This is a genomic window from Varibaculum timonense, from assembly GCF_027694345.1.
In the GTDB taxonomy this organism is placed as follows: Bacteria; Actinomycetota; Actinomycetes; order Actinomycetales; family Actinomycetaceae; genus Varibaculum; species Varibaculum timonense_A.
Genome location: NZ_JAQEVU010000008.1, coordinates 44,911 through 70,387 on the forward strand (window position 1 = coordinate 44,911; position 25,477 = coordinate 70,387).

Here is a 25,477-nt window from a genome sequence, read left to right on the forward strand (position 1 = left end):
CTCCTATATTTTTCTAAACTTCCCTTATCCTATCGCGGAGCCAAATTAATCTTTTAGCCGTGCCTCTAATTCATCTAATTCTTCCCTCGCTGGCAGGTGCGGAGCCAAAGGAGGTAACTGATCGAGACCAGTAAGACCCATTCGCTCTAAGAAAGTAACAGTAGTGCCATACAGCACCGCCCCTGAAGGTGCCTTATCCACTTCCTGAATCAAGTCATGGGCAAGTAAAGTTCGTACCACCCCATCTACGTTCACTCCCCTAATACCGGCAATTACGGAACGCGAAACCGGCTGCCGGTAGGCAATCACCGCCAAGGTTTCTAATGCCGGACCAGATAGCTTAGAGGTTCCTCCCTGAATTAAAAATCCGGAAATAATCTCTTCTTGCGCAGCCGCCGAATATATCCGCCAGCCTCCCCCCACGTTACGTAACACGAATCCGTGAGCGCGTCCCGTCTGCCCTGAATACTCCGCAGATAAATAGTTCAAAGCGTCCTGTACCTGCTCTGGGCTAGCCGAAACGGCCTCGCACAGGCGCTCTAAACTGACTGGCTCAGCGGAAATAATCAAAATTGCTTCCAGGGCGGCAAGCAGCTGTTCATCATGGTTTATTGTCATTTACCGCTCCATAATCATCGAAACTAAGGTTCGTAAAATCCGGAATTTGGTCAGTTTCCAAAGTTACATAGAGCTCTCCGAGAGCTTTTTCTTGACTTAAATCCACGCAGCGGTGACGGTAAAGCTCCAATAAGGCCAAGAATCTGGTCACCATTTCGGTCGGGTTCTTCGCGGAGCGGGTGAGCTCCCTAAAACTAGCTTTACCTGCCATAGAGAGTTCTTTCACCAAAATTTGGACTTGCTCGGCCAGGGAAGCCTGGGGCAAGTGCAGATGGGACAGGGATACTTCCGGAGGACGGCGGGTGAAGGCTTCGGCGGCGGCGCGGGCTAAATCCTCGGAGGTGAAAGTAATATGCAGAGGCGGCAAAAGGCACGCGAACTTTTCCGGTAACGGGACTTCTCTAGGATAGTAAGCCCTACCTTCTCCAATGCGTTCACCAAAGTAGTCGGCAACTTCTTTATAGGCTCGATATTGCAATAATCGCGAAAACAGTAGGTCACGTGCCTCAAGATATTCAGGATCGAGTTCTTCGGCTTCTTCTCCGGGTAGCAACTGGCTGGCCTTGATGTTGAGCAAAGTTGCCGCAATTTCTAGGAACTGGGAGGCTTGCGATAAATCCGGAAATGCTTGCATATAGGCAATAAACTCATCGGTTACCTGCGCTAGCGCTACCTCGGTAATATCCAGCTTATTTTTAATAATCAGGGTCAGCAGTAAATCTAAAGGTCCGGAAAAAACCTCTAAATCCAGCTCGAACCGCGGAACTTTGGGGGAATCGATTACCGAGGAATCTGGTACCGAGGACGCAGCTAGAGCATTTCCTGCGGGAGTGACGCTAGCCTGTTCAGTCATAGTGAAATAGGCTCTTTAGGCCGCGTCACCACGAGCAATAACCTCGCGCGCTAGCTGACGATAGGCGGCAGCTCCCGCGTGTGAGGGGGCAAAAGTAGTAATCGGTTCAGTCGCCACCGAGGCATCTGGGAACTTTATCGTGCGGCGAATAACGGTTTGATAGACCAGGTCACCGAATGCTTCTTGTAGGCGTTCCATTACTTCGCGTGAATGTAGGGTGCGGGTATCGACCATGGTGGCTAAAATCCCATCAATTTTAAGTTTCGGGTTAAGCCGGTCACGCACTTTTTCAATCGTTTCTACCAGTAGCGCTACCCCGCGCAGGGCGAAAAATTCGGTTTCCATGGGAATCATTACCCCGTGGGCAGCGGTCAAAGCATTAACGGTCAATAGCCCCAGGGAGGGCTGACAGTCAATCAAAATCACATCGTATTTTTCACTGACCAAATGGAGAGAACGCGCGAGTGCCATTTCCCGGGCAACCTCGTTCACCATTTGAATCTCAGCTGCCGATAAATCTATATTGGCGGGAGCTAAGTCCATACCGGGAATCGACGTGGGACAGATAACCTGATCTATGGTTACGTTTCTATCTAAAAGCACATTGTAGATGGTGGCATCGAGGTCGTTGCCGTTTACCCCCAAACCGGCTGTGGCCGCGCCTTGGGGATCGAAATCTACAATCAACACCCGCCGCCCATATTCAGCGAGGGCAGCCGCCAAGTTAATGGTGGTTGTAGTCTTACCCACTCCACCTTTTTGATTACACATAGCGATAATCCGCGCCGGACCATGCGACTGTAGAGGCGCAGGCGCGGGGAATTGCGTATCTTTCGGGGTTGGCGGGGGTATCAAACCGGGTTGAATCTCACTCACTCTTATAACAATATGACAACCGGAGAAAAATTGTTACCAAGCGGCGTTCTCGTAGCCTGTAATCTCCCCTCGCTCGGTACCGTGAAATGTAAATCTCACTACCCGCATAGAAAAGACGCAGGCGAAAATAACCACGTTGGTAGAGACTTAAATGCAGTAATGCTCTCCCAAATACTCTAACTAACTTGCGGGAATGTGGAGCTAAGACCTGATTCGAGCAGTGGCACACAGTGCGGAGATTATTCTTTCTGAGTAGCTGCGGCGCAGGTAAGACATAATGCTCAGATATTACCCGAGTAGGTACGGTGACGTCCTGTGCGGGGAAATTATTTTATCCGAGTAGGTGCGGTGGGCATAAAGTCTGGGAAATACCGCGGTATTTCCCAGACTTTGGGCGGGAGGAAAAATATTTTCGCCGCACTACCCCGCGCCCCGGTAACCGGCACTAATCGCTACCGAGCACGCGGATGCGTTTCTTGATACACCTCGCGCAACAATGTGGCAGTTACCTTGGTATATATCTGGGTGGTAGTTACATTCACGTGACCGAGTAATTCCTGCACTACCCTAACGTCCGCGCCGCCCTCTAACATATGGGTGGCAAAAGAATGCCGCAGGCTGTGGGGGGAAACCGCCGTTTCTATGCCCGCTATTTCTGCGCCCTCGCGAATAATATTCCAGGCACTTTGCCGCGATAAGCGCCCTCCCCGCAAATTCAAAAATAGTGCCGAACTACCCCGGCCTTTTTGGGCTAGCCCCGGGCGCGCGCGCACCAGATAGGCTTCTAAAGCCTTAACCGCGTATTCTCCTAGCGGCACCAGGCGCTGCTTATTGCCTTTACCGGTTACGGTCACCAGGGTAATCGGATTTTCCCCTGCATCTTCTGCCTCCCTGCCAGCTAGTATCCCTAAATCGTCTACATCGAGGGCGCATACTTCACTCACCCTAGCTCCCGACGCATACAGGGTTTCCAGTAGTGCCCGCGAGCGCAAAGAGGCCAGATCCTCCCCACTAAAGGCTTCCAGTAAAGCGCGGGTTTGCGTGATAGTTAGTGCTTTGGGCAGTGGACGCGCTAAGCGGGGATTTTCTAGGCTCTCGGTGGGGTCGGTTTCACTTAGGCGCTCGTTTTGCGCAAAGCCGTGAAATCCGCGCAGAGAGGTCATTAGCCGCGCAATTGAAGAGGCCGCCAACGGGTTTTTCCCGTCTTCCCCGGCTGCGGCCGCCTGCAAGAACGCCCGCAAAGTTTCGGGGGTGATTTCCGCTAGAGAATGAACACCGGCGCCGACTAAATATTCGTGGTAACGCGCCAGGTCACGCCGATAGGAGCCGACAGTGTTGTTTGATAATCCTCGTTCAATCGCCAGGTGATCTAAATATGCTTCGCTCGCCTGCTCGATTTCGTCCATAGGGCTATTTTAGAGGGAGCAGCCACTTTTATTTGAGCACCACCGGTGACAAAAGCGGTTTTCCGGCATCAGTTTGCCACCAAGGTGATAATAGAATCATCGTTGATTTTAGGAGTGATGATTTATGGCGTTATTCGCGATTGAATACTTTTATGACTCGACTGCTGCCGAAAAAATGGATGAGGTGCGTCCTGACCACCGCGCGCATCTGCGCGACCTGCATTCTCAAGGCATAGTAAAACTGGTGGGTTCTTGGGTAAATGATTCCCAACCCGGCGCGCTAATCGCGGTGGAAGCTGAATCCGGCGAGGATGCCCTGGCCGCTTTAGCTAAGGATCCCTTCTTCCTGGCGGGTTTCATTACGAGTCGCAAAGTACACCAGTGGAACGTAATCATCGGAGAAATCGCCTAGTCATAGCGCTCTTAGCGGAATCTGGATTTAACTCCGGCAGCTGGTACGCCCTCTAATTGCTTTCTTTCGCGCGAGCTGAAGGATTTTATCCCTGCCACCTCTGTGCATAAACTGCTGCCAGGATGCAGAACTGTTAAGGCTTGAGGGAGGTGGCCGGAAGTATGTAGATTCCGGTTTCTTTATCCTGCATTACGGCTTGCAGGTGTCCGACGATAATCCCCATTACTTTCGGTTTCTTTTTCGCGTAGCGGTAGAAACGAGTAAGACTGGTTATTGCGTCTTTGATGCTGCCATCACTTAATTTAATTTCAAAAGCCGCATAGTCGCCATTCTTAAATTCGAGGATGGCATCAACTTCATCACCAGAAACGTTGTCGCGGAAATGGAAAAGATGCCCTTCGTGATAGTCGGCATAAATTCGTAAATCTCGTTCCACGAGTGCCTCAAATAGTAGTCCAAAAGTTTCATGGTCATGCAGCAGTTTTTCAACACTCAGACCTAGGCTTGCACAACAAAGGGAAGGATCCACCAGATGCCTTTTCGCGGCTTTCCCAATTCTTGCTGAGGAACGGTAATTAAGACTGAAGGCTTCTTGATTTGCGGTCAGATATAAACTATCGAGGACGCTGAGGTAATCTGCGATGGTTGCACGACTTTCGATTAACTCATCTTGGTTTTCATATTCTTCGATATCTTTAACCAGGGTTTTGTTTCCGACTAAAGTTGATTCATTCCTGGAAAGCGAACGTAAAAGCATACGCATCTTGTGCGGATTACGTTTCCTTCCTGCCCCTTCATGCATATCTTTAGTTACCAAAGAATCAATATAACTCTCGGGAATAACTGCGCAATCTTCCTCCGCCATATCGATGTTTTCTGGCCACCCCCCTCTCACGATGAGGCGGGCAAGTTTTTCCAGGTTCACATCGCCCACGTATCCCGTTTTAACCGTTCCTTGCAATAGGCTAGACAGAGATACTTCTCCGGTGGAATCACCTGATTCATACAGACTCATAGGATGCATGCGCTGGGTTACTATTCTTCCTACCCCAGAGTGGAATACCTTGTGCTCACCTTCATTGACTTTCAAAGCGGTTGAACCAGTCAGGAGAAATTTCCCTTTTTTCCGATCCGTGTCACACTCATGCCGTACTGCATCCCAAATCTCGGGAACAATCTGCCATTCATCAATCAATTGAGGACTTTGATGAGTAAAAATGTATTTGGGATTAACCCCTGCCAGGTCACGCTGACTTCGATCCGTTAGATAACTCACGCTATTTGCATGCGCCAAGCTTGTCCAGGTCTTTCCGCACCACTTCGGTCCCTCAACACAGACAGCTCCGAAGATGTTTAAGTATCTTGCGATTTTTTCGTCAATAAGTCTTGACCGATATCCTGGTTTTATTAAGCTCATTACCCCACCTCTAAAAGAAGTCTACCTGGGCATTGAGCACTTTTCAAGCAATTCATTGTGCACTTTTCAGAGAATTTGTTGAGCACTTTTCAAGCAATTCACTGAGCACTTTTCAGAGAATTGTTCCTATGAGTAGTCAGAGGATTACTACCTCCCTGCTAACGCATTACGTTATTAACGCTAGACGTTAAATTTGAATTCGACTTTATTCCCTTGGCTATACGTGCACTCTGACCTCAAACGAAGACACGCTCTGGCTCACCTCTGAGATCAATTACAGCAAATACCCTCACACGCAAAAACTTGGTTACGACTGGTATTTCTTCACTCTCTTCAGCCATTTTGCAATGACTTCAATTTCGTCCTCTAGCTCTTTGACATCCGGTGGAACGTAATTAAGTTCAGGATGAGGATCGTGCCGTGACGCCCACCCAGAGATGCGACTGTAGGAGTCATCATAGGTTTTCACGTCTTCTTCTGTTACACGACCAATGATTCGCAGTTTCCCAACTCGGACTTCTAAAGATTTATAGTCAACCAGTGGCTCGGCGATAACCTGGCTGATTATGCGCTCCCAGGTCTGCGACATGTGGCCTGCAATATCTTGGGTTGCTCGCAGATAGTCCGCCTCACTCATCCCCTTCTCATTGCGGCGCAAAGTCGCAACTTTCTCCCGGAGAGCATTGACACGTTGGGCAGCATCCTTCGCGGTCCAGGGATGGTGCAAAGTCGTGTAACCTGGCCCCAATTCCCTCCGTTTTTCAATGCCTCGTGTAGCAAATTTGACACTGGACTCGTCTGCCGCTTTATGCAGGAACATGGTGAAGGCTACGTCATGCGTGAACACCACAACTTGCCTATTTTTAGCTAGCTCTACGATGCGCCTCGCAACAGACTCGCGCTTCATATGGTCAAGGGAAGAAACCGGATCATCGAAAAACAGAGCCGACTTACTCGCGTCGAAGTGAGCCTCTGTGAGAAAACCTGCAAAACCGAGTGAGGTCTGTTCCCCTTCAGATAAGACATGCTCGAGCCTTCCACGATGGGCACCCACCAAATCTGCCTTGTGGAGTAGAGTTCCTTTTTGGGCTCTGGTGCATCCGAACGTGACGCGTTCCAGGCCGAGCTTCTTCGCCTCGCGCGTGAAGTATTGGCTCGCCTCCCCAGTTACGTATTTCTGGGTGAGTTCTTTCACCTTCTCAGTGATTTGACGAGAGTTAGTCTCCGAAAGTCTTTCATCGAGCTTCGCCAACTCCTGAAGTCTAGTTCGTTCCGTTTCTATAAGTTGCCGCCCGTCCCGCATCGCAATCTGATCACGCAGTTGGCATTCTCTCGACTTTGCTTGGGCCAGTTTTTGTTTGAAACTCTCTGCGTCCACTTTTTTGCCTTGTTCACGGCAGGAAGCGGCTTCTTTACGCAGAGCAGAGACAGCGACAATAACCTCAACACGTTTCGGCTTTCCGTCAGACAATAGTGCGAACTTACGATTATCTAACACCTCTATTATCGAATCAATTTTTTCCGTATCGATCTCTGCAATGTGCTTTAACTTCTCAATAGCCCTTTGCACAGTGGCTGGTTCGACCTCTACTCCGTCAATTTCCTTCCTAAAGGCAGCTGCCTTTTCCTGTGCAGCTTGTGCTTCTTGAGCCGTCGTGTCCATGACAAACTGTTGGAATCTCATAAGACGTTCTGCGGCATCAGTGCCTAGCGCCTGTTGGCACAGAACACAGACTGCCCCGTCAGTGGTATGTGGGAAGTCGTGATTCCGATAAGCCACCTTCGAATATGATTCCGCTGCCCTCCACAGTGCCTTCCATGCCTGTGACCCAACTTCGCTCAGGGGCTCTTTGTTGTCGAACGCCTCAGACGAGGCAAGATCCGCTGCCCTCTGCGCAGTTTCAGCCTTCTCGGTCAGCTCTCTCAGCTGCGTCTCGGCTTGAACTCCAATATTTTTGTCGATCTCCTCCAAATGATCAGCGATCAAATCGAGAGCCTCAGCTGCCTCTTTCAGACGATCTCTTTCTTTAGTTGGATCGATTTCTCGAAGGCGAGAAACCTCTTTCATCTGTTTCTCAAGGAGCTCAGCCACGTCGGATGGGCAGGCGACTGCTGCTGTCAACTCATCGTCCGTTGTAGCAGCATTCAGCCCTTTAAGGAACTTCTCTCCAGCACTCCCTACGCTAACCTCAGGCAGAGATCCACTATTGCTTTTCTGTTCCTTCCACTTCGAAAGCACTTTATGCACACCGACACATACCTTCCCGAGCTCCTCCAATAGCTGCACAGCCGAGGGACGGTAAGAAATCTCCGTTTCTTTGGTCAGGTAGGTATCTCCGCAGTGCTCGTCATAGAAGGCAACGCGACTGAAGTCAGGGTCAGCCGATTGGCCTAACTGGGCCGTTCTCTCAGTATCGCCAACCTGAAAAATGACTTTACCTGACGGGGAATCATCCGTATCAGCGAATACATCAGGGAGAATGTCACCCTTATGGCGCGCACGAACTATTGAACGAATCACCCGGGCATAACCGGACTTACCACTACCGTTGTTTCCAAACACCACGGTGAGACCATCTGGTTCAAATGTAAGTTCTTGGTCAGCGGCAAGGCGATTAACATTCGTGAGTTCTTTCACCGCAACTATGCGAACCGACTCATCTTTTGTTGTCTCTGAAGGTACGAGTTTTGCAAACCAACCACCATTAGGCGCCGACTCAGGTTCTTGGAGCAAGCTTTTTGCGATCTCCTCATAGTCTTGCTCATCAAGAGGCCCTTCGGTGGCCATACGAGCCAAAGCCTTCTGTTGCCACCAAGGTCTCGACACTGCCCATTGCAACACATCCTCGTAAGCTGTCATCTATGCGCTCCCTCACTCGTCGCTACACAGGGAGAAGAAATGCTTGGCGTATTGCAAGCCTGCAGGCCGTAGTTTCTGCAACAACGCCCTCGGTCTCATGCATTGGCGTACTCTCCTCGCTCACGGCGACGTCTCCGCTCGTCCTACTTCTTCCCCCCAGACGTAAGCCCCGTGCGGAACTCGACTACGTCTCCGTCTTGCATCACGTAGTCTTTGCCCTCTTGGCGCAGCTTTCCGGCCTCACGCGCAGCGTGAATCGAACCCAGTTCCACTAGCTCATCAAACCCGATAATCTCGGCTTTAATGAATCCCCGTTCGAAATCACTGTGAATTACCCCGGCGGCTTGGGGGGCTGTCCAGCCTTTACGAATCGTCCAGGCGCGGGACTCTTTTTCCCCAGCCGTCAAATAAGTTTGCAACCCCAAAGTATCGAAACCCACCCGGGCTAACTGGTCAAGACCGGACTCGCTTTGCCCGGACTCTTCCAGCATTTCCCGCGCGTCCTCTTCATCCAGTTCTACTAGATCCGCTTCAAACTGGGCATCTAAGAAAATCGCTTTCGCTGGCGCAACTAGATTCTCTAATTCTTGGCGTTGCCCCTCATCGAGTAACTGATCCGCATCCATATTGAACACGTAGATGAACGGCTTCAAAGTCATCAGTTGGAATTCTTTCAGCAGTTCTTTATCCAGTTCATCGTGGGCAGATAGCAGCGCTCCGTCCTCTAAAATCGCCTGGGCTTTCTTTACTTCTGCCAGTACTTCCGGTTCGGTTTTGCGCCCTCGGACTTCCTTTTCTAAGCGGGGAACCGCTTTTTCTAGAGTCTGCAGGTCGGCGAGAACCAGTTCGGTAGAAATAGTTTCAATATCGGAAGTCGGATCAATCTTGCCATCTACGTGCACCACGTCGGGGTCGCTAAACACCCGGGTTACCTGGCAAATCGCGTCAGCTTCCCTAATGTTTGCCAAAAACTGGTTACCGAGTCCCTCCCCTTGAGAGGCGCCCTTCACGATTCCCGCAATATCAACGAAAGAAACCGTGGCGGGCACAGTTTTCGCCGAATTAAACATTTCGGTTAGTTTTTTCAGGCGTGGATCCGGCAGCGGGACCACCCCCACGTTGGGGTCAATAGTCGCGAACGGATAATTCGCTGCTAATACGGTTGCGCGGGTGAGCGCATTGAACAAAGTTGATTTACCAACGTTAGGTAATCCTGCAATCCCAATTGTTAAAGCCACGTCTCTACCTTATCTAAGCGTTAAAGCCGGGGGAAAATCACTACCTCGCCAACCTAGACCGCGCCATTGATAGTGCGAATTATTTCGGCAATCGAAGTATAGAACTCCCCTGCCCGATTTATAGGGAGCAGCACCGCCAGTATTACCAGCATCATTGCAGCTACGCACCCTAGCAATGCTCGCAGATAGGACGCACGCGCCGCTTTTTCCATTATCTTTGGCACGAAGCGAACCACGAGCGCCAAAGCCAAGATGGCTATAGCAGCTACGGCAGTAATGGCCCCCAAACCCATCAGTGAAAATACTCCCGGATTTTTTTGCGGGATTAGCGCGGAATCGGCTCCCAAGATTTGCGAAACCTTTGGGGCTTTAGTGGTGCGAATCTGCTGCCACCAGCGGTAAAGGTCGGGCATTTGGTCGCGCCAAGTAGCCCAGTTGTGCCCTCCTTCGGCTTTAACATTCAACTGTAGACGGTCGCCAGGTGCTAACTGCGCCGCGGAGAACGCTTTTGCGATATGGATAGATTCTCTGTCCAATTGCGCCCCAAACACGTACATATCTAATGTCCAAGGGCGCGGCCTGCTTATTAAAGAAGACAAAGTATTATCTTGGAACGTTTTTCCAGAACGCACCCCCCAATTTCCAACAATCGGCTGATCATAGCCAGAAAGTACGCCACTAGCTCCAAAGACATCCCCATATAAAACCCCCAGGCGGGCGGCACAATACGCCCCGGAAGAATTACCGGCAATCATCCAATCCTGACGGTTATCGGAAACATTGGGAAACACCGAGCGAATCATTTTCGGAATATCGAAACTGAGCCAAGTCGCTGTTTGCGCCCCTCGCTGAACATTTGCACAGGTAGGCGCTTTAAGATTCACGTTGCCTTCGGGAATAACCACAATCGTGGGAGCAATTTCCCCCTGGTCAATCGCTTTTTGTAAAGTACCGGAAAAATCTAGGGCGCGAGCAACCGAAACAGGAGAACCGGGATAGCCGTGAATAAACTCTAAAACGTTATAGGTTTTTGAACGGTCTTGCGGGTCATATCCCTCGGGTGTCCACACAATAACCTGCTCTTTTACCCCCGATTTTGGACCGGAAAATACCGTTACTTCTCCGCCCTTAGCGGAAGGCTTGAAACTGGGGAACCACTGTTCTTGACCCGGTAATGCCGAAGCGGTTTGCGGGTTCATTTTCTGTGATTGCGAGGACGCGGAAGCAGTTTTTTTAAGCTCCTCACCCCTTAGGGTATCGGTAATTGTCACCTTGGTTGTTTGCTTATTAGTCAGCATTTCCCACAGCTCAACTGGGCTAGAGAAATACTGCATTGGGCGATTAATAACCAAAGCGATTGCTATTACCTGCACTATCGCCACCAATAGGACTAACCCGGTGGAACGCAGCGCCTTTCCAGGTTTGCGAATCATCTGCGGTAAAGCTAGCAGAGCCCCTACAGCCAGTAGGCAGGAAATAATAACGAATGGTAAAGAAGCTAACACCTATTCTCCTAGCAGGTATGCCCCGGATCGTTTGTGCGCCGGCGGTTATTAGTCTTAATTATTCCAGCTTCTGTCAGTTCTTTACGTAAAGGTAAAGGCAGCGCGAAAGTTACTGTTTCCCGGGCAGTTTCTACTTCTTGCACGTCCGCAAAACCCCAGTGGGCAAGTTGCTCCAAAACTTCCTTTACCAGCACTTCCGGTACTGAAGCTCCCGAGGTAACCCCTACCGTTTGCGTCTGACTAAACCATTCTTTTCGCATCTCGGAAGCTGTATCAATCCGGTAGGCGCACTTTGCTCCCCCCTCGAGGGCAACTTCTTTCAACCTCACCGAATTCGAGGAATTTGCCGAACCTACGACAATGACAACCTGAGCGGCTTCCGCAATCTTCTTTACTGCACCTTGGCGGTTTTGGGTAGCGAAACAGATATCTTCACTGGGAGGATCGTTGAGATTTGGGAAACGTTCCCGCAGCTTCTCTACGGTTTGCCTAGTCTCATCTAAACTTAGCGTGGTTTGAGAAAGCCAGACTACTTTTTCCTGGTCGCGCACCTGCACTTGGTTCACGCTCTCTAGATCTCCCACTACCTGAATATGGTCGGGAGCTTCCCCCTGAGTGCCTTCTACTTCCTCGTGCCCAGCGTGTCCCACCAGCACAATGTCATAGTCAGCTTTGGCGAAACGCAGGGCTTCGCGGTGGACTTTAGTCACCAGCGGGCAGGTGGCATCGACGGTTTTAAGTCCCCGACGCTTGGCTTCTTCGCGCACCGCCGGCGATACTCCATGGGCGGAGAACACTACCCTTGCTCCGGCAGGTACTTCATCTAGTTCGGTCACAAAACGCGCACCTTTAGCGCTCAATTGCTCTACCACAAACTTGTTATGCACGATTTCTTTACGCACATAAACCGGCGCACCATAGAGAGCCAACGCTTTTTCTACCACGTCAACCGCGCGATCTACTCCCGCGCAGTAGCCACGCGGAGCCGCTAGAAGCACTTTCTTTTCTGCCACATATATATCCTACTAAGGTATTATGCCTGATGCCCATCGGCTAAACACTGTTTATACCGCAGAGCTCATCTATGCTAGCGACCCGAAGTTGCCGATACAATAAAGCGGTGCAAACAAATCAGTCCCAGCCCGGCATCTCGCTTGCCCCCACTGCGGCGCAAACTACCCGCGATAATCCCTGGCCACTCTCGCTGCTGACCCAAAATATAAAGAAATATGTCAGCCGGATGTCTCGGCTTTGGGTATGCGGGCAGGTAGTGGAATATAAGCCCCGCCCCGGCTCCCGGATGGCGTTTTTTGTACTGCGAGACACAAAAGAAACCACCTCGATGACAGTGAAATGTTTCCCTACCGTGCTAGACCAGGTGGGAAGCGATTTTTCTGAGGGCGCGCAGGTAGTAGTGCTCGCCAAACCTGACTTTTATGAAGGCTCGGGGTCTCTATCCTTATTTGCTAACGAAGTGCATACAGTGGGAGTTGGTAATCTACTGGCTCAGATTGAGCAGTTACGGAAAAAGCTAGCGGCAGAAGGTCTATTTTTAGAGACAAAAAAGCAGCCCTTACCGGCGATTCCGGGCAAAATTGGTTTAATCGTAGGGCGCAACGCTAAAGCCAAACAGGACGTGATGGTAAATGCTTTGGCTCGTTGGCCACTTGCCGAGTTTGAGGTGCGGGAAGTGGCAGTGCAAGGGCCCACCTGCGCCCAGGAAGTAACCCGGGCTTTACAAGAGCTGGACTTTCTGCCCGAAGTGGAAGTGATTGTGATTTCCCGCGGCGGCGGAGCGGTGGAAGATTTGTTGCCATTTTCTGAGGAATCTTTGGTGCGGGCAGCAGCGGCGGCGCGCACCCCCCTAGTTTCCGCTATCGGGCATGAAGAGGACGCTCCCCTGCTAGATTTCGTAGCTGACTATCGGGCTTCTACCCCTACTGATGCTGCCCGGAGGATTGTGCCTGATTTACGAGAAGAAACCTTGGGGCTGGAAAATGCGCGTAGCCGTTTACGCACCCTAATATCCGCCCTCCTCGATCAACATCTCGGACAGTTAGCTAGTCTTAGGGCGCGACCAGTTATGGCTGATCCGGCGGCTGTAATTGCCGCGCAAGAGCAATCTTTAGCATTAGCTAGTCAGCATCTACGTTTTCGTTTTGAAACCAGCCTACAAAATCAGGTGACCTCACTTAATGGATGGAAAGATGCTCTGAAAGCATATTCTCCGCAAGCTATTTTGGAACGTGGGTACAGCATTTTGCGTTCCCCGTCCGGAAGTGTAATTAACTCGGTTTCACAGGTTAATAAAGGTGATTTGCTCGAAGCCATTTTCCCTGATGGAAGCGCAGTTACAAAAGTTTTTGGCACCAATGCGAAAACCACTCCAGGAGGTAAAAATGAGTGAAACAGACTCTCAGATTCCGGTATCGGAGCTGTCGTATGAACAAGCCCGCGAGCAGTTAGTGTCAGCTATTGGGCAGCTAGAGGCCGGTAAACTGGGATTAGAGGAATCCTTGGAGGTTTGGCAGCGCGGAGAGGAACTAGCTAAACACTGCCAAGCTTTTCTTGATCGGGCTAAAGCCCGTCTAGATCAGGTAAAACAGGCGGATTAGCCCCTACAGCACCTATTTGTTATGACAGTAGGGGCATACCCGAAAGCGCCCCTACTGGTAGGGGGTTACTTCTAATAGCTCTACTTTAATTATCTTGCCATTGGGCGCTTCATAATCTACACTTTCGCCTACCTTATGTCCCATTATGGCTTTTCCTAAGGGAGCATCTGGGGAATAAACATCCATTTCAACATCGGGGCTGGCTTCCCGTGACCCCATCAGGAATGTTACTTCACGGCGTCCTAAAGTAGCTTTTACTACCATTCCAGGCTCGACTATGCCGTCATCTGCTGGAGGCTTGCCAACTTCGGCGTTTTCAATAATCTCTTTTAACTGTAGAATGCGGGTTTCATTCCAGGATTGTTGTTCGCGCGCGGCGTGGTAGCCACCGTTTTCTTTTAAGTCTCCCTCTTGACGGGCTTCATCGATGCGACGAGCGATTGCTGGGCGTTCCACTTCTTCGAGGTTGCGCAGTTCGTCTTGCAGACGATCATAAGATTCTTGGGTCATCCAGGTCTTGTCTGCCATATTGTTCTCCTAAGCTCATATACAAAAGACTGACCGCGCCGAGCGCGGTCAGTAAATAGCAGTTTTCAGTCTAACAAATCGCGGTAACGCTGGCTATTAATTTTGCTGGTTGCAAAATGGCAGCTAAGCACTAGGACAATACTGCGAAATAGGCGGCGATACAGATACACACCCAGCCCGCTACCGTTCCACTGTGGAATATCTCGTGATAGCCAAAATATTTTGCGTCTCTACCCGGCCAGCGAATCCCGTAAAAAATTGCCCCAATTGAATAACACAGCCCCCCGGCAATGAGCAGCCAGATAACCGCCCATCCCCCGGCTATGAGGATGGGGTTCATATACCACAGCGCTACCCACCCTAGAAGAATATAGATGGGGACATATACCCAGCGAGGAGCATTAACCCAAAAAACTGATAGGAAAATACCAAGTAATGCCCCTAGCCATACTATTAATAGTAGATGGGTAGTTTGCGATTTGTTTAGTAGGGATACCGCTATTGGGGTATATGACCCGGCAATCAGCAAGAATATATTACAGTGATCTAGGCGTCTCATCACCCCGTAGCCCCGCCTACCCCAAGGAACCCGGTGATATAGGGCGGAAACTCCAAATAACAGCAAAGAGCAAACTAGAAAAACCGCACACGCCCACCGTTTTTCCACGTTATCAGCAAGGCAAAGCATAACTATTGAGGCTGCTAAAGCTAGTGGTGCGGTTCCGGCATGAATCCAGCCACGCATTTTAGGTTTATAACCGTAAGCATCTTTCCTATCCACTTCGGATAACCGATTTTGAGTTTCGCTTTGGCTTTGCACTGTCCCCTCCTGAGCTGGTGAAAACTTTATGCAATCATCAATAACCTACGGTAGCGTAACTTATCGAGGGTGTCAAACATCTCCTAGGCGGGGTAAAATCCTAATGTCTACCTCATAAAGGAGCGAGATTGAGCCACCTAAGTAACCTGGTATATCGCCTATATGCCCGCAACCTAGAGAAAGCGCTGCCCACCGAGTCGCTGCCGCGTCATGTGGGAGTAATTCTCGATGGTAATCGGCGCTGGGCTCGTCAAATGGGTGCTAAATCTGAAACCGGTCATAAGGTTGGAGCTGATAAAGCACTAGAGTTCCTGGGGTGGAGTGAAGAGGTAGGTATCCAGCTAGTAACTCTCTGGATGCTCTCAACAGACAACCTCCGTCGTTCCGGAGAGGAATTAGACAAACTCTTTGACATAATCTGCGCAGTAGTAGAACAAATTTCATCCCAAGGGCATTGGCATCTGCGTTTACTGGGAAACCTATCCCTCTTACCTAAGCCGGTACAACAGCGCCTAAGCCAAGCAGTAACTAACTCTTGCCAGGACTCTCCCCTAACCGTAAATATCGCGGTCGGTTACGGAGGAAGAGAAGAAATAACCGAGGCGGTACGCGATTTACTACTTGAAAAAGCCAGTTCAGGGACAGATTTACAATCTGTAGCCGAGAACCTGTCAGTAGATGAGATTACCTCTCACCTCTATACCGCCGGTCAGCCCGACCCGGATTTAGTTATCCGCACCTCTGGTGAACAGCGTCTTTCCGGGTTTCTCCTATGGCAATCTACCCATTCAGAATACTATTTCTGTGAAGCGTTCTGGCCAGACTTCCGCAAGATTGATTTCTATAGGGCGCTGCGTGATTTCGCTTTACGCGAGCGTCGCATGGGAAAATAACCCCCGCTGCGCATTAGCTGTTTCCCGTCAGTCTTTAGAGTTCCCCTCAGACCCCTCGCCCTTAGTCATAGCTACCTTTTGGGAGTGTATCGTATCTTCAATTTTCTTTTGGGCTCCTACCTCAAAATCGGTTTTAGCATCTCCCGGAACAGTCTGGTTCGGATCGGAACTAGCGAACTCGCTGAGCGCATCCTGAATCTGCAACTGTACTTTTTCAGCTTTTTTGGCATGTTCATAAGGAGTTTTATTCTCACCATTCTTTTCGGCCAGAGCCTTTGCCTCCCGAGCCTCAGATAGATTTTGGTCACTGGGACGAGAGGATTCTGCAAGTTCTTTATCTAGCAAACCAGGAGGTCCTCCCGGTCTATCTTGCTGATAGTTGAGGCGGATAAAGCTGTCATATCCTTTCAGGTAGAGCACCGTAGTATTTATAAACGCCAGCAACGGTACCGCAAATACGGCTCCAATGATTCCTACAGATGCCCCGCCAGCTGCAACCGCCAATAGAACCGCTACTGGATGCAAACTGACCGCATTAGACATTAATGCTGGTTGAAGCAGATTTGATTCCAATTGCTGCACAACCAGGATAATAATCACCATCACTACCGCGGTAGTAAACCCTTTATCAACCAGGGCAATTGCTACTGCCATCATGCCAGAGATGATAGCGCCCAAAATAGGCACGAACGCAGCCAAGAAAACCAGCATCCCCAAGGGAATCGCTAAAGGAACCCCGATAATAAAGGCTCCTCCCCCAATACCAATCGCATCAATAGCAGCAACTAGACATTGAGTGCGGGTATACGCCCCCAAAGTAACCCAACCGCGAATGGCGGCTTCGTTCAAAGGATTGCGTGCCGACCGGGGTAAAAGACGTAAAAACCATTGCCAAATCTTTCTTCCGTCCTTAAGAAAGAAGAATAGGCAGAATAACGCGGTAAGAAGCCCGGTAAAGGCGGAGGCCACAGCCGACATAGTGCCCAGGGCATTACTGGCAAGCCAGGAGGCGTTCTTACGGGCATAATTTTGGATTTGCTCTTGGGCTTGTGCCCATAGGTCAGACACCGTGTTGGTATCAAGTTGCAAAGGACCGGTAGCTAACCATTGAATCCCCTCATCAATGCCGTCTTTAGTGCGCGAAACCAAGTTCGGAAGTTCCGAAGCAAGCTGGGTAGTAGCCACCGAAATCATCGCGGTAACTACCCCCAAACCGATAAGCAAGGTTACGGTTGCCGCCAGAGTACGCGGAAAATGTAGTTTAATAAACAGCAGTCGCAAAAGCGGCTCTAAAAGCACAGCTAGCAAAACGGCGATTGCCGCCGGAACCACTATTATTTGAATTTTGCTAATTACAAAAACTAACCCGGCGAACGCGCCAGCAATCACCAGCATCCGCCATGACCAATCTGCTGCTACCCGCAGGGTGAGAGGAACCGCAGTTTCTTGCGGGGTAGCTTCCCTGTCGTTTTCTTTCATCTGCGGCATTTCCTCGCGATAAGAGGGCATTTCGGGATGTGGTGCGGACGACTTATTCCTTGCCGAGGACAGTGAATCCACTAGATTTCTGGCTGTTTTGGTAAAGCGTTCAAGACGAAAGGTCATAGTTAAAGGGTATCAGCGCCTCCGACCCTATTAGTAAAGCAGCAGATAACAGCGATACTATTAACCGCTGTAGGAACTAATTCTTGAGTGGCAACGGGGCTAGCGGGTCATACGAGAAATGAATTGCCCCGACTCTTCGTCTATTAAACTCAAGCCGTCCATAGTGAAACCATTAATTCGCAAAAATCTGCGCTTTAGCTGGTCAGAGCGCAGCACCCAAATCTGTGCGGGAGTATCGTGATCAAGTACATAGTCCAGTAAACGTTGAGCTACTTGCGGTGAATAGAATTGCTCAATCACCCCAAAAAAGGCAATATCCAGGTCGCGGGGAGCCGGTCCTAAGTTATGGTCGTTTAGAGAAGACTTTCTTACATAAGCCATTCCCACTACCTGCCTACCCCGCGAAGCAAAAGCAATAGCGCGCCCTTTAGTTTGCAAAATCTGCTCATGCCAATAGCCAACTAAAGCCTCTTCGGTATATTTTTCCCAAAACGATTCTGGAGCCGCATGACCGATAGTCTCGGTGAGAATCTGGTAGTGTGCCATAGCTGCACCGGCAGCATCAACCAGAGTTGGGGTTCTCACAATCACCGACATGGCAGATTCCTTTCAACAAAAAATGGGGGCAGCTACTACTTATTTATATAGCAGCTGCCCCCATAAACAGAGCAATTAAGCTAGTTATCTCGAAGAATAGCGATAATCCGCAAAATCTCGACATAGAGCCACACCACGGTGACCATAATCCCTAGGGCGCAGCTCCAAGACATTTCTTTATCGACTCCCAGACGCACGCCCTCGCGAACCATATCAAAATCTGAGATTAGTGACATTGCGCCGAAAATCACTGCAAATAGCCCCACCAGCAGTCCTAAGGGTAGCCCGAATAGCGTGATTTGACCCAAGTTGCCAACTGCGCTAGCTGGGGTGAGCACCGCCAAAACCATAGCTAGAAGCCGATAAACCACGATTCCTACTATGCCAACCAGCATTATCTTCATGAACTTTGAATTCACCCGCACCAGCCCAGTTTTAAACAGCACCAGGCAGGTTACAAACACCGCGGCCGTACCCAGCAACGCTTGAATCACAATACCCGGGTAGGTGTATTCGAAGAAAGCAGAGATTCCCCCGATAAACAGCCCCTCGAAGAGGGAATAACCCAAAGTAATCGCCGCGGAAGGTTTTTGGCGGAACGAAGAAACTAGCACCAGCGCAAACGCCACCAGAGCGGAGACGGAAGAAATGGTGAGCATAGTTCCGGCATTCGCAGTCAGATCATTTACTCCCCAGAACCACAGCGCCGCAGCGGCTAAAATCATCACCCCGAAACTTGCCCCGGTACGCACCAGCACATCATCCAGGGTCATAGGGCGGGAAATTCTTTGCGCAGCCCCAAGCGGCTCCGCCTGATTGTAGGCAGTCCCATTATTGGCAGTATGAGGGTCATACTCAGATGTCCCCACCGGGGTGGCGCTCTGCGGGTAAACCGGGTTTCCTGCTGAGGTATTCTCTCCATAAGGGGCGTTAGTTCCTACCTGGTACCCAGGCATTTCAGGATACCCGGCAGGGGTGCGGCGCATTTGTTCGCCCACTTGATTCATAACCGGATTTGCCATCTGAATCTCTCTTTCTGTAGGTGTTTGCCGTTTTCCAGTTGCGACTATGGCAGTCCGCCTGCGAAAGCGTCAAAGCCAAGAACACTGTCACTAGAGAAAACGTTAGCGAGTGTTCCTTAAAAAAATCTGGATAAGTTCAGAAAGAAAAATGGAGAGTACCCCCGGTCGGACTCGAACCGACACTGGACTGATTTTAAGTCAGCTGCCTCTACCGATTGGGCTACGGGGGCCTACCAGGATTTTTACCCCGGTAAGACCGGGAATATCAGGTAGGTTTGCTGTTCTTTAGGCATAGCCCGCAGAAAAGCACCACTGTCATATTAAACCTTAGGCGCTGCCGATTGTCGAAACGAATAACCGTTAAAGTAAAGATATGAGCGAAAAACGCGAAGAGAAATTCAAGGTATCCGCTGACAATAAAGCTCAGCGAGATATTCATTACTATCCATTAGAAAAAGATGTTGAAGAGCTGGTTAGTCCCCCTGACTACCAGGATTTAGCGGCTCCCCACCCCAAGGACTACACCGAGAAGGCTCCCCACGGGGTGGCGACCTCGATTAAAAGAATCCTGGCAAACGATATCGTTGCCGGAATGATTTTGGTCTTTGCTGCAATCTTCGCTCTGCTATTAGCGAATGCCCCCTCCCCGGTGCGCGAAGCATATATGGCTCTTTCTAACTTTGAATTTGGCCCCAGTTCGCTAGGACTGCACCTGTCGGTTCACGAATGGGCACAGGACGGTATTTTGACTTTGTTTTTCTTTACCGTGGGACTTGAGCTAAAACAAGAGTTCACGATTGGTTCATTGCATAACATTAGGGTCGCAGCCATGCCGATTATCGCCGCAATATTCGGCATGATTGGTCCTGCCGGTGTCTACCTGATAGGAACTGCGATTTCCGGGGATAATGCCTGGCACGGGTGGGCGATTCCCACCGCTACCGATATTGCTTTCGCAGTGGCGATATTACAAATCTTTGGTCGCGGTCTGCCACTAGCTGCGCGTACCTTCTTACTGACCCTAGCGGTTGCCGATGACCTGGGTGGGATTTTAGTAATTGCTATCTTCTACGCCACCGGGATGAACTTTTTATCGCTGCTGCTGGCATTGGTCTGCGCCGCGATTTTTGGTTTCTTAGCCCAAAGGCGAATTGGACGCTGGTGGATACTGATTCCTCTGGGCATTGTTACCTGGTATTTCATGTTTGACTCGGGAGTACATGCCACTATTTCCGGGGTGCTGTTGGGAATGACGGTACCCGCCAAGCAGCGACCAAATGAGGAAGAACCAGAAACTGAGCGTTTAACCGAGGCCGTTAATCCCTTTAGCGCGGGACTGGTGGTGCCGATATTCGCATTCTTCGCTGCCGGGGTAAACGTAGTGGATGTGGCAGGAGGTCCCCTCAACGTGATTACTCACCCGATAGCAATTTCGGTGATGCTAGCAATGCCGTTGGGAAAGTTCCTGGGTATTTTCGGCTCAGTGGCTTTATTCACCAAGGTTACCCCGCTTACCTTAGGTGAGGGCGTAGGAATGCGCGATGTACTCCCGATTTCTATAACCGCTGGTATCGGTTTTACGGTGGCACTATTGATTTCCCACCTAGCCTTTAGAGGGGACGAGGAGCTTACCCAAGCTGGCTCCCTCGGGGTGCTAATGGGGACTCTCGCATCGGTGATAATCGCCGCAGTTGCCTTGAAGCTGAGAGTTAAGCATCTTAAGGACGCAGAATAAATCTGTTCTGTATCTATTAGCTGACCTCTGCTTCTAATCCCCCCTAGACTTTACTCTCCAGGTAGCAGCCCTTTTGCTAGGCGGCTACAGAGCGGAGTCTAGGGGGATTAACAGATACTAAGCTCCCCTTTTAGGTAGCTTTCCGCTATAGGGGGATTTTCGTCCTCGAAACCTACTGTTCGAGGACGCGCGCCTCACCCAGCAGCGCTGCATAATCTGGGCATTCTTGCTCGGCGACCGCTAGATATTTACTAGGTAGTAACAAACGGTTGTAGCCTAGCTCAGCTGCTTGGGTAAAGAATCCTGCCGAGATTTTACGTGGCGCTTTTAACAACCCAGCACTTTGCGCCCCCTCCTGTAATAGCCCCTGTCTAAGACCAAGCGCCGCCAACGCTTCCTGGGGTTTTTGATAGGCGAGGGCGACTTTCAAGTTTTCTCCCACTTCCGGTAGAGAAACTAAATCAACGATGCGTTCAAAACCGAAACTAAAACCAACCGCCGGTACGTCTCGTCCGAGCCAGCGTCCTACTACCCCGTCATAGCGTCCTCCTCCACAAATCGAGGAGCCGGAAGCGGTGTGGGAGACCTCGAAAATCGAACCGGTGTAGTACCCCATACCGCGCACCAAAGTGGGGGTGAACTTGATTTTAATATCGGGGCAGATTTTACCAACCTGAGCAGCAATTTCACCGAGGTCATATAGCGGCAGCTCGGTTTGTAAACCAGATACTTCCAAAGTTTTCGTATCTGCTTGCAGGTCTACAGCGGAAATGCTAGCTACCGCTGCAACCAAAGATTGAGCTTGACTATCACTAGCAATCTCGTGAGTAACCAGTTCTTTAATCACTGCCTCTTGACCGATTTTCTCCAGCTTATCCAAGGTGATAAAGGCACTATCCTGCTTATCGCCATCAATACCGGCAGCCCTCATCAGGTCACGCAGGAAACGGCGATCATTAATCAACACGGTAGAGTCTTTGTCTAACCCCAGTTTGGTAACAGCACTCCATGCGGTCGCTAAGATTTCGACCTCTGCACTAAAAGAACTCTCCCCCAAAATATCGATATCTACCTGGTTAAACTGGCGGAAACGCCCCTTTTGCGGACGCTCGGCGCGCCAAACCGGGCCGGTTTGGAAAGCACGGAACACATTCGGCAGTTCCGCCTGGTGAGTAGCGAAATAACGGGTTAAAGGCAGGGTCAAATCGTAGCGCAAACCCAAGTCTGCCGCGTCTCCAGGCAAAATAGCTTCCTGCGGGTCAAGACCGCGCCGCATAACCTGGAAAATCATTTTCTCGTTCTCTCCGCCCTGCCCGGATTGGAGGCGACCAATAGGCTCTAGAGCGGGAGTTTCCAGCTCCATAAAGCCTAAAGAAGTATAGGTTTCACGCAGCACAGCCAATACCCGTTCCCGCCAGGCTTTTTCAGTAGGTAAAAAATCTCGCATTCCGCGAGTAGCAACTATTTTTCCAGACATGGTTTTAACTTTAGCATTAGCGAAAGCGACCGGAGTTTAGCAATTGAAAGCCCTCTAGGCTTCCGGTAAAAACAAAACTAAATAAAAAGCGTTGTACCCCCAACGGGATTCGAACCCGTGTCTACGCCGTGAGAGGGCGGTGTCCTAGGCCTCTAGACTATGGGGGCGTAGAAAAAGAACAATTGTTCTTACTTCGCTGGGGTACCAGGACTTGAACCTAGAACAACTGAACCAGAATCAGCCGTGTTACCGATTACACCATACCCCAAGGGCTGTTCAACTAAGCTGACGCTTAATCGCACAGTCACCTACTTTAACCCAGTAGGTTATCCCGCTTCAAATCATTTCGTTGTGTGACTAATCACCAGATATTATTGCTGTTGCAGGTGGGTTAATAGTTGCTGCAAACGTTTAACGGTGGAGTCTTTTCCTAGTATCCCAATCGAATCGAACACCGGAATCGACACGTTAGATCCAGTTATTGCCACAAATAAAGGCTGGAATGCAATGCGAGGTTTCAGACCCATTTCTTCTACCATGACTTTACTCATAGCATCTTTTACGGTCTGGGAATCGCCGATAGTTCCGAGCCGCCCTACTTCGCCCTCCGGCAAGGCTTTAATCACTTCGATAGCTGCGGCTAGTACTGCGGTGGCATTGTCTTTGAGTTTGCGCAGCGGTTTTTCTTGATATTCCACTTTTTCATCGGGGATAAATAGGAAACCGAGTAAAGATTTTGCCTGTGAAAGTACCTGCATTCTGCTTTGAGCTAGCGGGGCCGCGATTCTAAGCAGTTCCCGTTCGTTTTCTTGAATATCATCCCAATTATCTTGGCTAAGAAAACCGCCAGCATACAGGTAGGGAACGATTCGCTTCGTAAAATCATCAGAATCTAACAGCCGGATATGATCGGCATTAATTGCCAGGGCTTTTTTAGAATCAAAACGCGCCGGATTCGGATTAACATCATGAATATCAAAGGCTGCTACCAGCTGTTCCTTGCTAAAGATATCCTCATCAGCTGACAGTGACCAGCCTAATAGCGATAAATAATTGAGCATCCCCTCGGGAATCATTCCATTTTCTCGATGAAGTAACAGATTCGATTCGGGATCGCGTTTTGATAGTTTCTTGTTTCCCTCCCCCATTACATAAGGTAAATGCCCAAACTCGGGAATTCGGTCGGTAATGCCAAGCTCAATTAAGGCACGATAAAGCACAATTTGGCGCGGGGTAGACGAGAGTAGGTCTTCCCCGCGCAGCACATGGGTAATATGCATCAGGGCATCATCTACCGGATTAACCAGGGTATATAGGGGGTCTCCACCGCCACGCACAATCACATAATCGGGTACTGATCCCGCTTTGAAAGTAATATCTCCCCGCACCAAGTCGGTGAAAGAAATATCTTCATCGGGCATCCGCATCCGCAGTACCGGCTGGCGTCCTTCTGCCCGGAAAGCAGCAATCTGTTCCTCGGTGAGGTCGCGGTCAAAGCCGTCATAACCTAGCTGAGGATTGCGCCCAGCGGCCTTATGGCGAGCCGCTACTTCCTCGGGAGTGGAATAGGATTCATAGGCATATCCGCCCGCAAGCAGTTTTTGGGCAATATCTTTGTAAATCTCCATCCGCTGGCTCTGCCGATACGGACCATAGGAGCCGCCCTTATCCACACCCTCGTCCCAATCTAGCCCTAACCAGCGCAAAGACTCTAGGATTTGCTGAAAAGATTCCTCAGAATCCCGTTTCGCGTCAGTATCCTCGATTCGGAAAACAAAAGTACCGCCGGTGTGACGCGCATATGCCCAGTTAAATAGACAGGTACGCACCATTCCCACATGGGGAGTACCGGTTGGGGACGGACAAAAACGCACGCGAATATCGGAAACAGACTCCGAAGTCATACCTAAAGTCTCCTTATTAAAAGTCGGAAGTTCGTCCTCATTCTACTTCCTTGCCCATTCCTTTCTCGAAACTGCCGCTAAAGCTCCTGCCCTACCAGTCGTTCCTGAAGCTACGAGCTTGCCGAACGCCACTCACCTACCCTGGTTTAACCGGCGGGCGATAAGGCTCACGGCAAGCACGTCCTCGGAAAGAAATCCCTAAAAGCTGAAGCGGGGAAGCAGAAAAGCTAAAAAGCCATCTATATCGACAGGTAACTAGCGGGAAGCACTGACCACCAGATTTTCGAGCACTCCAATACCACTAACCATTGCCTGAAGACGCTGACCAGGACGTACAGGTTCCGGCAGGTACATTCCGCCCACAATCACTACGTCCCCAGGCAGCAAGGTCATCATGGCGCTGACCTTAGCGAAAGCATCACATACGCGGTAGCTAAAATCACTGCTATTTGCGGTTGCAACCTCTACCCCGTCCACTTTGGCGTTAAATGTTACCTGGTCGGGATTAAAAGTAGGATCTACCACAATCCAAGGACCGAGCGGAGCTGAAGTGTCCCAAGCTCGGCGCTGACAACCTCCCAGATTTTCATTGCCCAAGCTACAGTCAAGCCCGATAGTCCACCCCGCTATGACCTGGTCAAGCTGATCGGATAGGACATTTTTGCAAATAGTTTTCACCACTGCTGCTAACCCTACAAAAATCTGGGTGTTACCTCCGCCCCAGGCGGGGATAGCAATCGGGTCATCTGGACCAATAACCGCAGTATTGGGTTTGATAGCCACCTGTGGAAATTGCGTTATTTCAACACCGACAGAGTCTGCGCCGCAGTCTTCCTCGCAATTTAAAGGCTGATTTTGAAAACAGCTAACGACTTTCGAGCGAGGAATTACTGGAGATAGCAGCCGTGCCTCCTCTAAAGTATAAAGCTGCCCGGAGGGTTCGGCCTTTTGGAATAGGGGGTCACCTTTTAAGGCAACTAACCGTTCACTTCCATCTTCTAACGCACCGTAAATGAGGGAATCATCAATCCGAAATCGCACAATCTTCATAGAGCCAAGTTTAACGCCCTTGCTAAAGTAGAAAGGATGAGCGAAG

General features: G+C 50.1%; 22 protein-coding genes and 3 tRNA genes. 5 read left to right on the forward strand and 20 right to left on the reverse strand.

The window, feature by feature from the left end; all coding sequences use genetic code 11:
- Window positions 1-45: 45 nt before the first annotated feature.
- The 4 genes from scpB to xerD all read right to left on the reverse strand — a co-directional run bounded on the left by scpB (window position 46) and on the right by xerD (window position 3,753).
- Window positions 46-618 carry an SMC-Scp complex subunit ScpB gene (scpB, locus tag PG728_RS07745; protein WP_270626823.1) on the reverse strand — a complete coding sequence of 191 codons (573 nt, stop codon included), beginning with the start codon at window positions 616-618 and terminating at the stop codon, window positions 46-48.
- Window positions 602-1,471: a segregation and condensation protein A gene (locus PG728_RS07750; protein ID WP_270626825.1), complete on the reverse strand. Its 870-nt coding sequence runs from the start codon at window positions 1,469-1,471 to the stop codon at window positions 602-604. Before PG728_RS07750 ends, scpB begins: the two co-directional genes overlap by 17 nt.
- Before the next feature lie 15 nt (window positions 1,472-1,486).
- Window positions 1,487-2,353 (reverse strand): ParA family protein, encoded by an 867-nt coding sequence (locus tag PG728_RS07755; protein ID WP_270626929.1) that lies wholly within the window; start codon window positions 2,351-2,353, stop codon window positions 1,487-1,489.
- 446 nt (window positions 2,354-2,799) lie between these two features.
- Window positions 2,800-3,753, reverse strand: a complete 954-nt coding sequence (gene xerD / locus PG728_RS07760; protein WP_270626827.1) for a site-specific tyrosine recombinase XerD — start codon at window positions 3,751-3,753, stop codon at window positions 2,800-2,802.
- 124 nt (window positions 3,754-3,877) lie between these two features.
- On the opposite strand from xerD, the gene PG728_RS07765 reads away from it, so the two are divergent.
- Window positions 3,878-4,165 (forward strand): YciI family protein, encoded by a 288-nt coding sequence (locus PG728_RS07765; RefSeq protein ID WP_270626829.1) that lies wholly within the window; start codon window positions 3,878-3,880, stop codon window positions 4,163-4,165.
- Window positions 4,166-4,298: 133 nt separating this feature from the next.
- Here the strand turns inward: PG728_RS07765 and PG728_RS07770 are convergent, their stop codons facing one another.
- The 5 genes from PG728_RS07770 to PG728_RS07790 all read right to left on the reverse strand — a co-directional run bounded on the left by PG728_RS07770 (window position 4,299) and on the right by PG728_RS07790 (window position 12,198).
- Window positions 4,299-5,582: an ATP-binding protein gene (locus tag PG728_RS07770; protein ID WP_270626831.1), complete on the reverse strand. Its 1,284-nt coding sequence runs from the start codon at window positions 5,580-5,582 to the stop codon at window positions 4,299-4,301.
- 307 nt (window positions 5,583-5,889) lie between these two features.
- The gene (locus PG728_RS07775; RefSeq protein ID WP_270626833.1) at window positions 5,890-8,442 is read right to left on the reverse strand and encodes an AAA family ATPase; all 2,553 of its coding nucleotides are present in this window, start codon (window positions 8,440-8,442) and stop codon (window positions 5,890-5,892) included.
- A gap of 143 nt (window positions 8,443-8,585) precedes the next feature.
- Window positions 8,586-9,680, reverse strand: a complete 1,095-nt coding sequence (gene ychF / locus PG728_RS07780; protein WP_270626835.1) for a redox-regulated ATPase YchF — start codon at window positions 9,678-9,680, stop codon at window positions 8,586-8,588.
- 53 nt (window positions 9,681-9,733) lie between these two features.
- Complete coding sequence (locus tag PG728_RS07785; protein WP_270626837.1) at window positions 9,734-11,185, reverse strand: alpha/beta hydrolase; 1,452 nt, start codon at window positions 11,183-11,185, stop codon at window positions 9,734-9,736.
- Window positions 11,186-11,193: 8 nt separating this feature from the next.
- Window positions 11,194-12,198 carry a 4-hydroxy-3-methylbut-2-enyl diphosphate reductase gene (locus PG728_RS07790; protein WP_270626839.1) on the reverse strand — a complete coding sequence of 335 codons (1,005 nt, stop codon included), beginning with the start codon at window positions 12,196-12,198 and terminating at the stop codon, window positions 11,194-11,196.
- Between the two features lie 107 nt (window positions 12,199-12,305).
- Here PG728_RS07790 and xseA point away from each other — a divergent pair, with 107 nt between their 5' ends.
- Complete coding sequence (xseA, locus tag PG728_RS07795; protein ID WP_270626841.1) at window positions 12,306-13,592, forward strand: exodeoxyribonuclease VII large subunit; 1,287 nt, start codon at window positions 12,306-12,308, stop codon at window positions 13,590-13,592.
- The gene (locus PG728_RS07800; protein WP_072509731.1) at window positions 13,585-13,800 is read left to right on the forward strand and encodes an exodeoxyribonuclease VII small subunit; all 216 of its coding nucleotides are present in this window, start codon (window positions 13,585-13,587) and stop codon (window positions 13,798-13,800) included. Before xseA ends, PG728_RS07800 begins: the two co-directional genes overlap by 8 nt.
- Before the next feature lie 51 nt (window positions 13,801-13,851).
- Here PG728_RS07800 and greA read toward each other — a convergent pair whose 3' ends face one another.
- Complete coding sequence (gene greA / locus PG728_RS07805; RefSeq protein WP_270626843.1) at window positions 13,852-14,328, reverse strand: transcription elongation factor GreA; 477 nt, start codon at window positions 14,326-14,328, stop codon at window positions 13,852-13,854.
- A gap of 130 nt (window positions 14,329-14,458) precedes the next feature.
- Window positions 14,459-15,148 carry a PAQR family membrane homeostasis protein TrhA gene (trhA, locus tag PG728_RS07810; RefSeq protein ID WP_270626845.1) on the reverse strand — a complete coding sequence of 230 codons (690 nt, stop codon included), beginning with the start codon at window positions 15,146-15,148 and terminating at the stop codon, window positions 14,459-14,461.
- A gap of 128 nt (window positions 15,149-15,276) precedes the next feature.
- Between trhA and PG728_RS07815 the strand changes: the two genes are divergently transcribed.
- A complete protein-coding gene (locus tag PG728_RS07815) occupies window positions 15,277-16,041 on the forward strand; it encodes an isoprenyl transferase (protein ID WP_072509733.1) in 765 nt (254 codons plus the stop codon).
- A 27-nt stretch (window positions 16,042-16,068) separates the two neighbouring features.
- On the opposite strand, the gene PG728_RS07820 is transcribed toward PG728_RS07815, so the two are convergent.
- The 4 genes from PG728_RS07820 to PG728_RS07835 form a co-directional block, all read right to left on the reverse strand.
- Window positions 16,069-17,646 (reverse strand): AI-2E family transporter, encoded by a 1,578-nt coding sequence (locus tag PG728_RS07820; RefSeq protein ID WP_079985863.1) that lies wholly within the window; start codon window positions 17,644-17,646, stop codon window positions 16,069-16,071.
- Window positions 17,647-17,745: 99 nt separating this feature from the next.
- The gene (locus PG728_RS07825; RefSeq protein WP_072509735.1) at window positions 17,746-18,243 is read right to left on the reverse strand and encodes a hypothetical protein; all 498 of its coding nucleotides are present in this window, start codon (window positions 18,241-18,243) and stop codon (window positions 17,746-17,748) included.
- A gap of 80 nt (window positions 18,244-18,323) precedes the next feature.
- Window positions 18,324-19,265 carry a Bax inhibitor-1/YccA family protein gene (locus PG728_RS07830; RefSeq protein ID WP_270626849.1) on the reverse strand — a complete coding sequence of 314 codons (942 nt, stop codon included), beginning with the start codon at window positions 19,263-19,265 and terminating at the stop codon, window positions 18,324-18,326.
- Window positions 19,266-19,421: 156 nt separating this feature from the next.
- Window positions 19,422-19,495: transfer RNA gene (locus tag PG728_RS07835), tRNA-Leu, on the reverse strand.
- 143 nt (window positions 19,496-19,638) lie between these two features.
- On the opposite strand from PG728_RS07835, the gene nhaA reads away from it, so the two are divergent.
- Window positions 19,639-21,000, forward strand: a complete 1,362-nt coding sequence (gene nhaA, locus PG728_RS07840) for a Na+/H+ antiporter NhaA (protein ID WP_270626851.1) — start codon at window positions 19,639-19,641, stop codon at window positions 20,998-21,000.
- A gap of 172 nt (window positions 21,001-21,172) precedes the next feature.
- Here nhaA and PG728_RS07845 read toward each other — a convergent pair whose 3' ends face one another.
- From PG728_RS07845 to PG728_RS07865, 5 genes are all read right to left on the reverse strand, one after another.
- Entirely contained in the window at window positions 21,173-22,477 is a 1,305-nt protein-coding gene (locus PG728_RS07845) for a histidine--tRNA ligase (protein WP_270626853.1), read from the reverse strand.
- Window positions 22,478-22,571: 94 nt separating this feature from the next.
- Window positions 22,572-22,644, reverse strand: a tRNA-Glu gene (locus PG728_RS07850).
- A gap of 29 nt (window positions 22,645-22,673) precedes the next feature.
- A tRNA-Gln gene (locus PG728_RS07855) sits at window positions 22,674-22,745 on the reverse strand.
- A 103-nt stretch (window positions 22,746-22,848) separates the two neighbouring features.
- Window positions 22,849-24,381: a glutamate--tRNA ligase gene (gene gltX / locus PG728_RS07860; protein ID WP_270626855.1), complete on the reverse strand. Its 1,533-nt coding sequence runs from the start codon at window positions 24,379-24,381 to the stop codon at window positions 22,849-22,851.
- Window positions 24,382-24,636: 255 nt separating this feature from the next.
- Window positions 24,637-25,431, reverse strand: coding sequence for a fumarylacetoacetate hydrolase family protein (locus tag PG728_RS07865; protein WP_270626857.1), 795 nt, complete (start codon window positions 25,429-25,431; stop codon window positions 24,637-24,639).
- Between the last annotated feature and the right edge of the window lie 46 nt (window positions 25,432-25,477).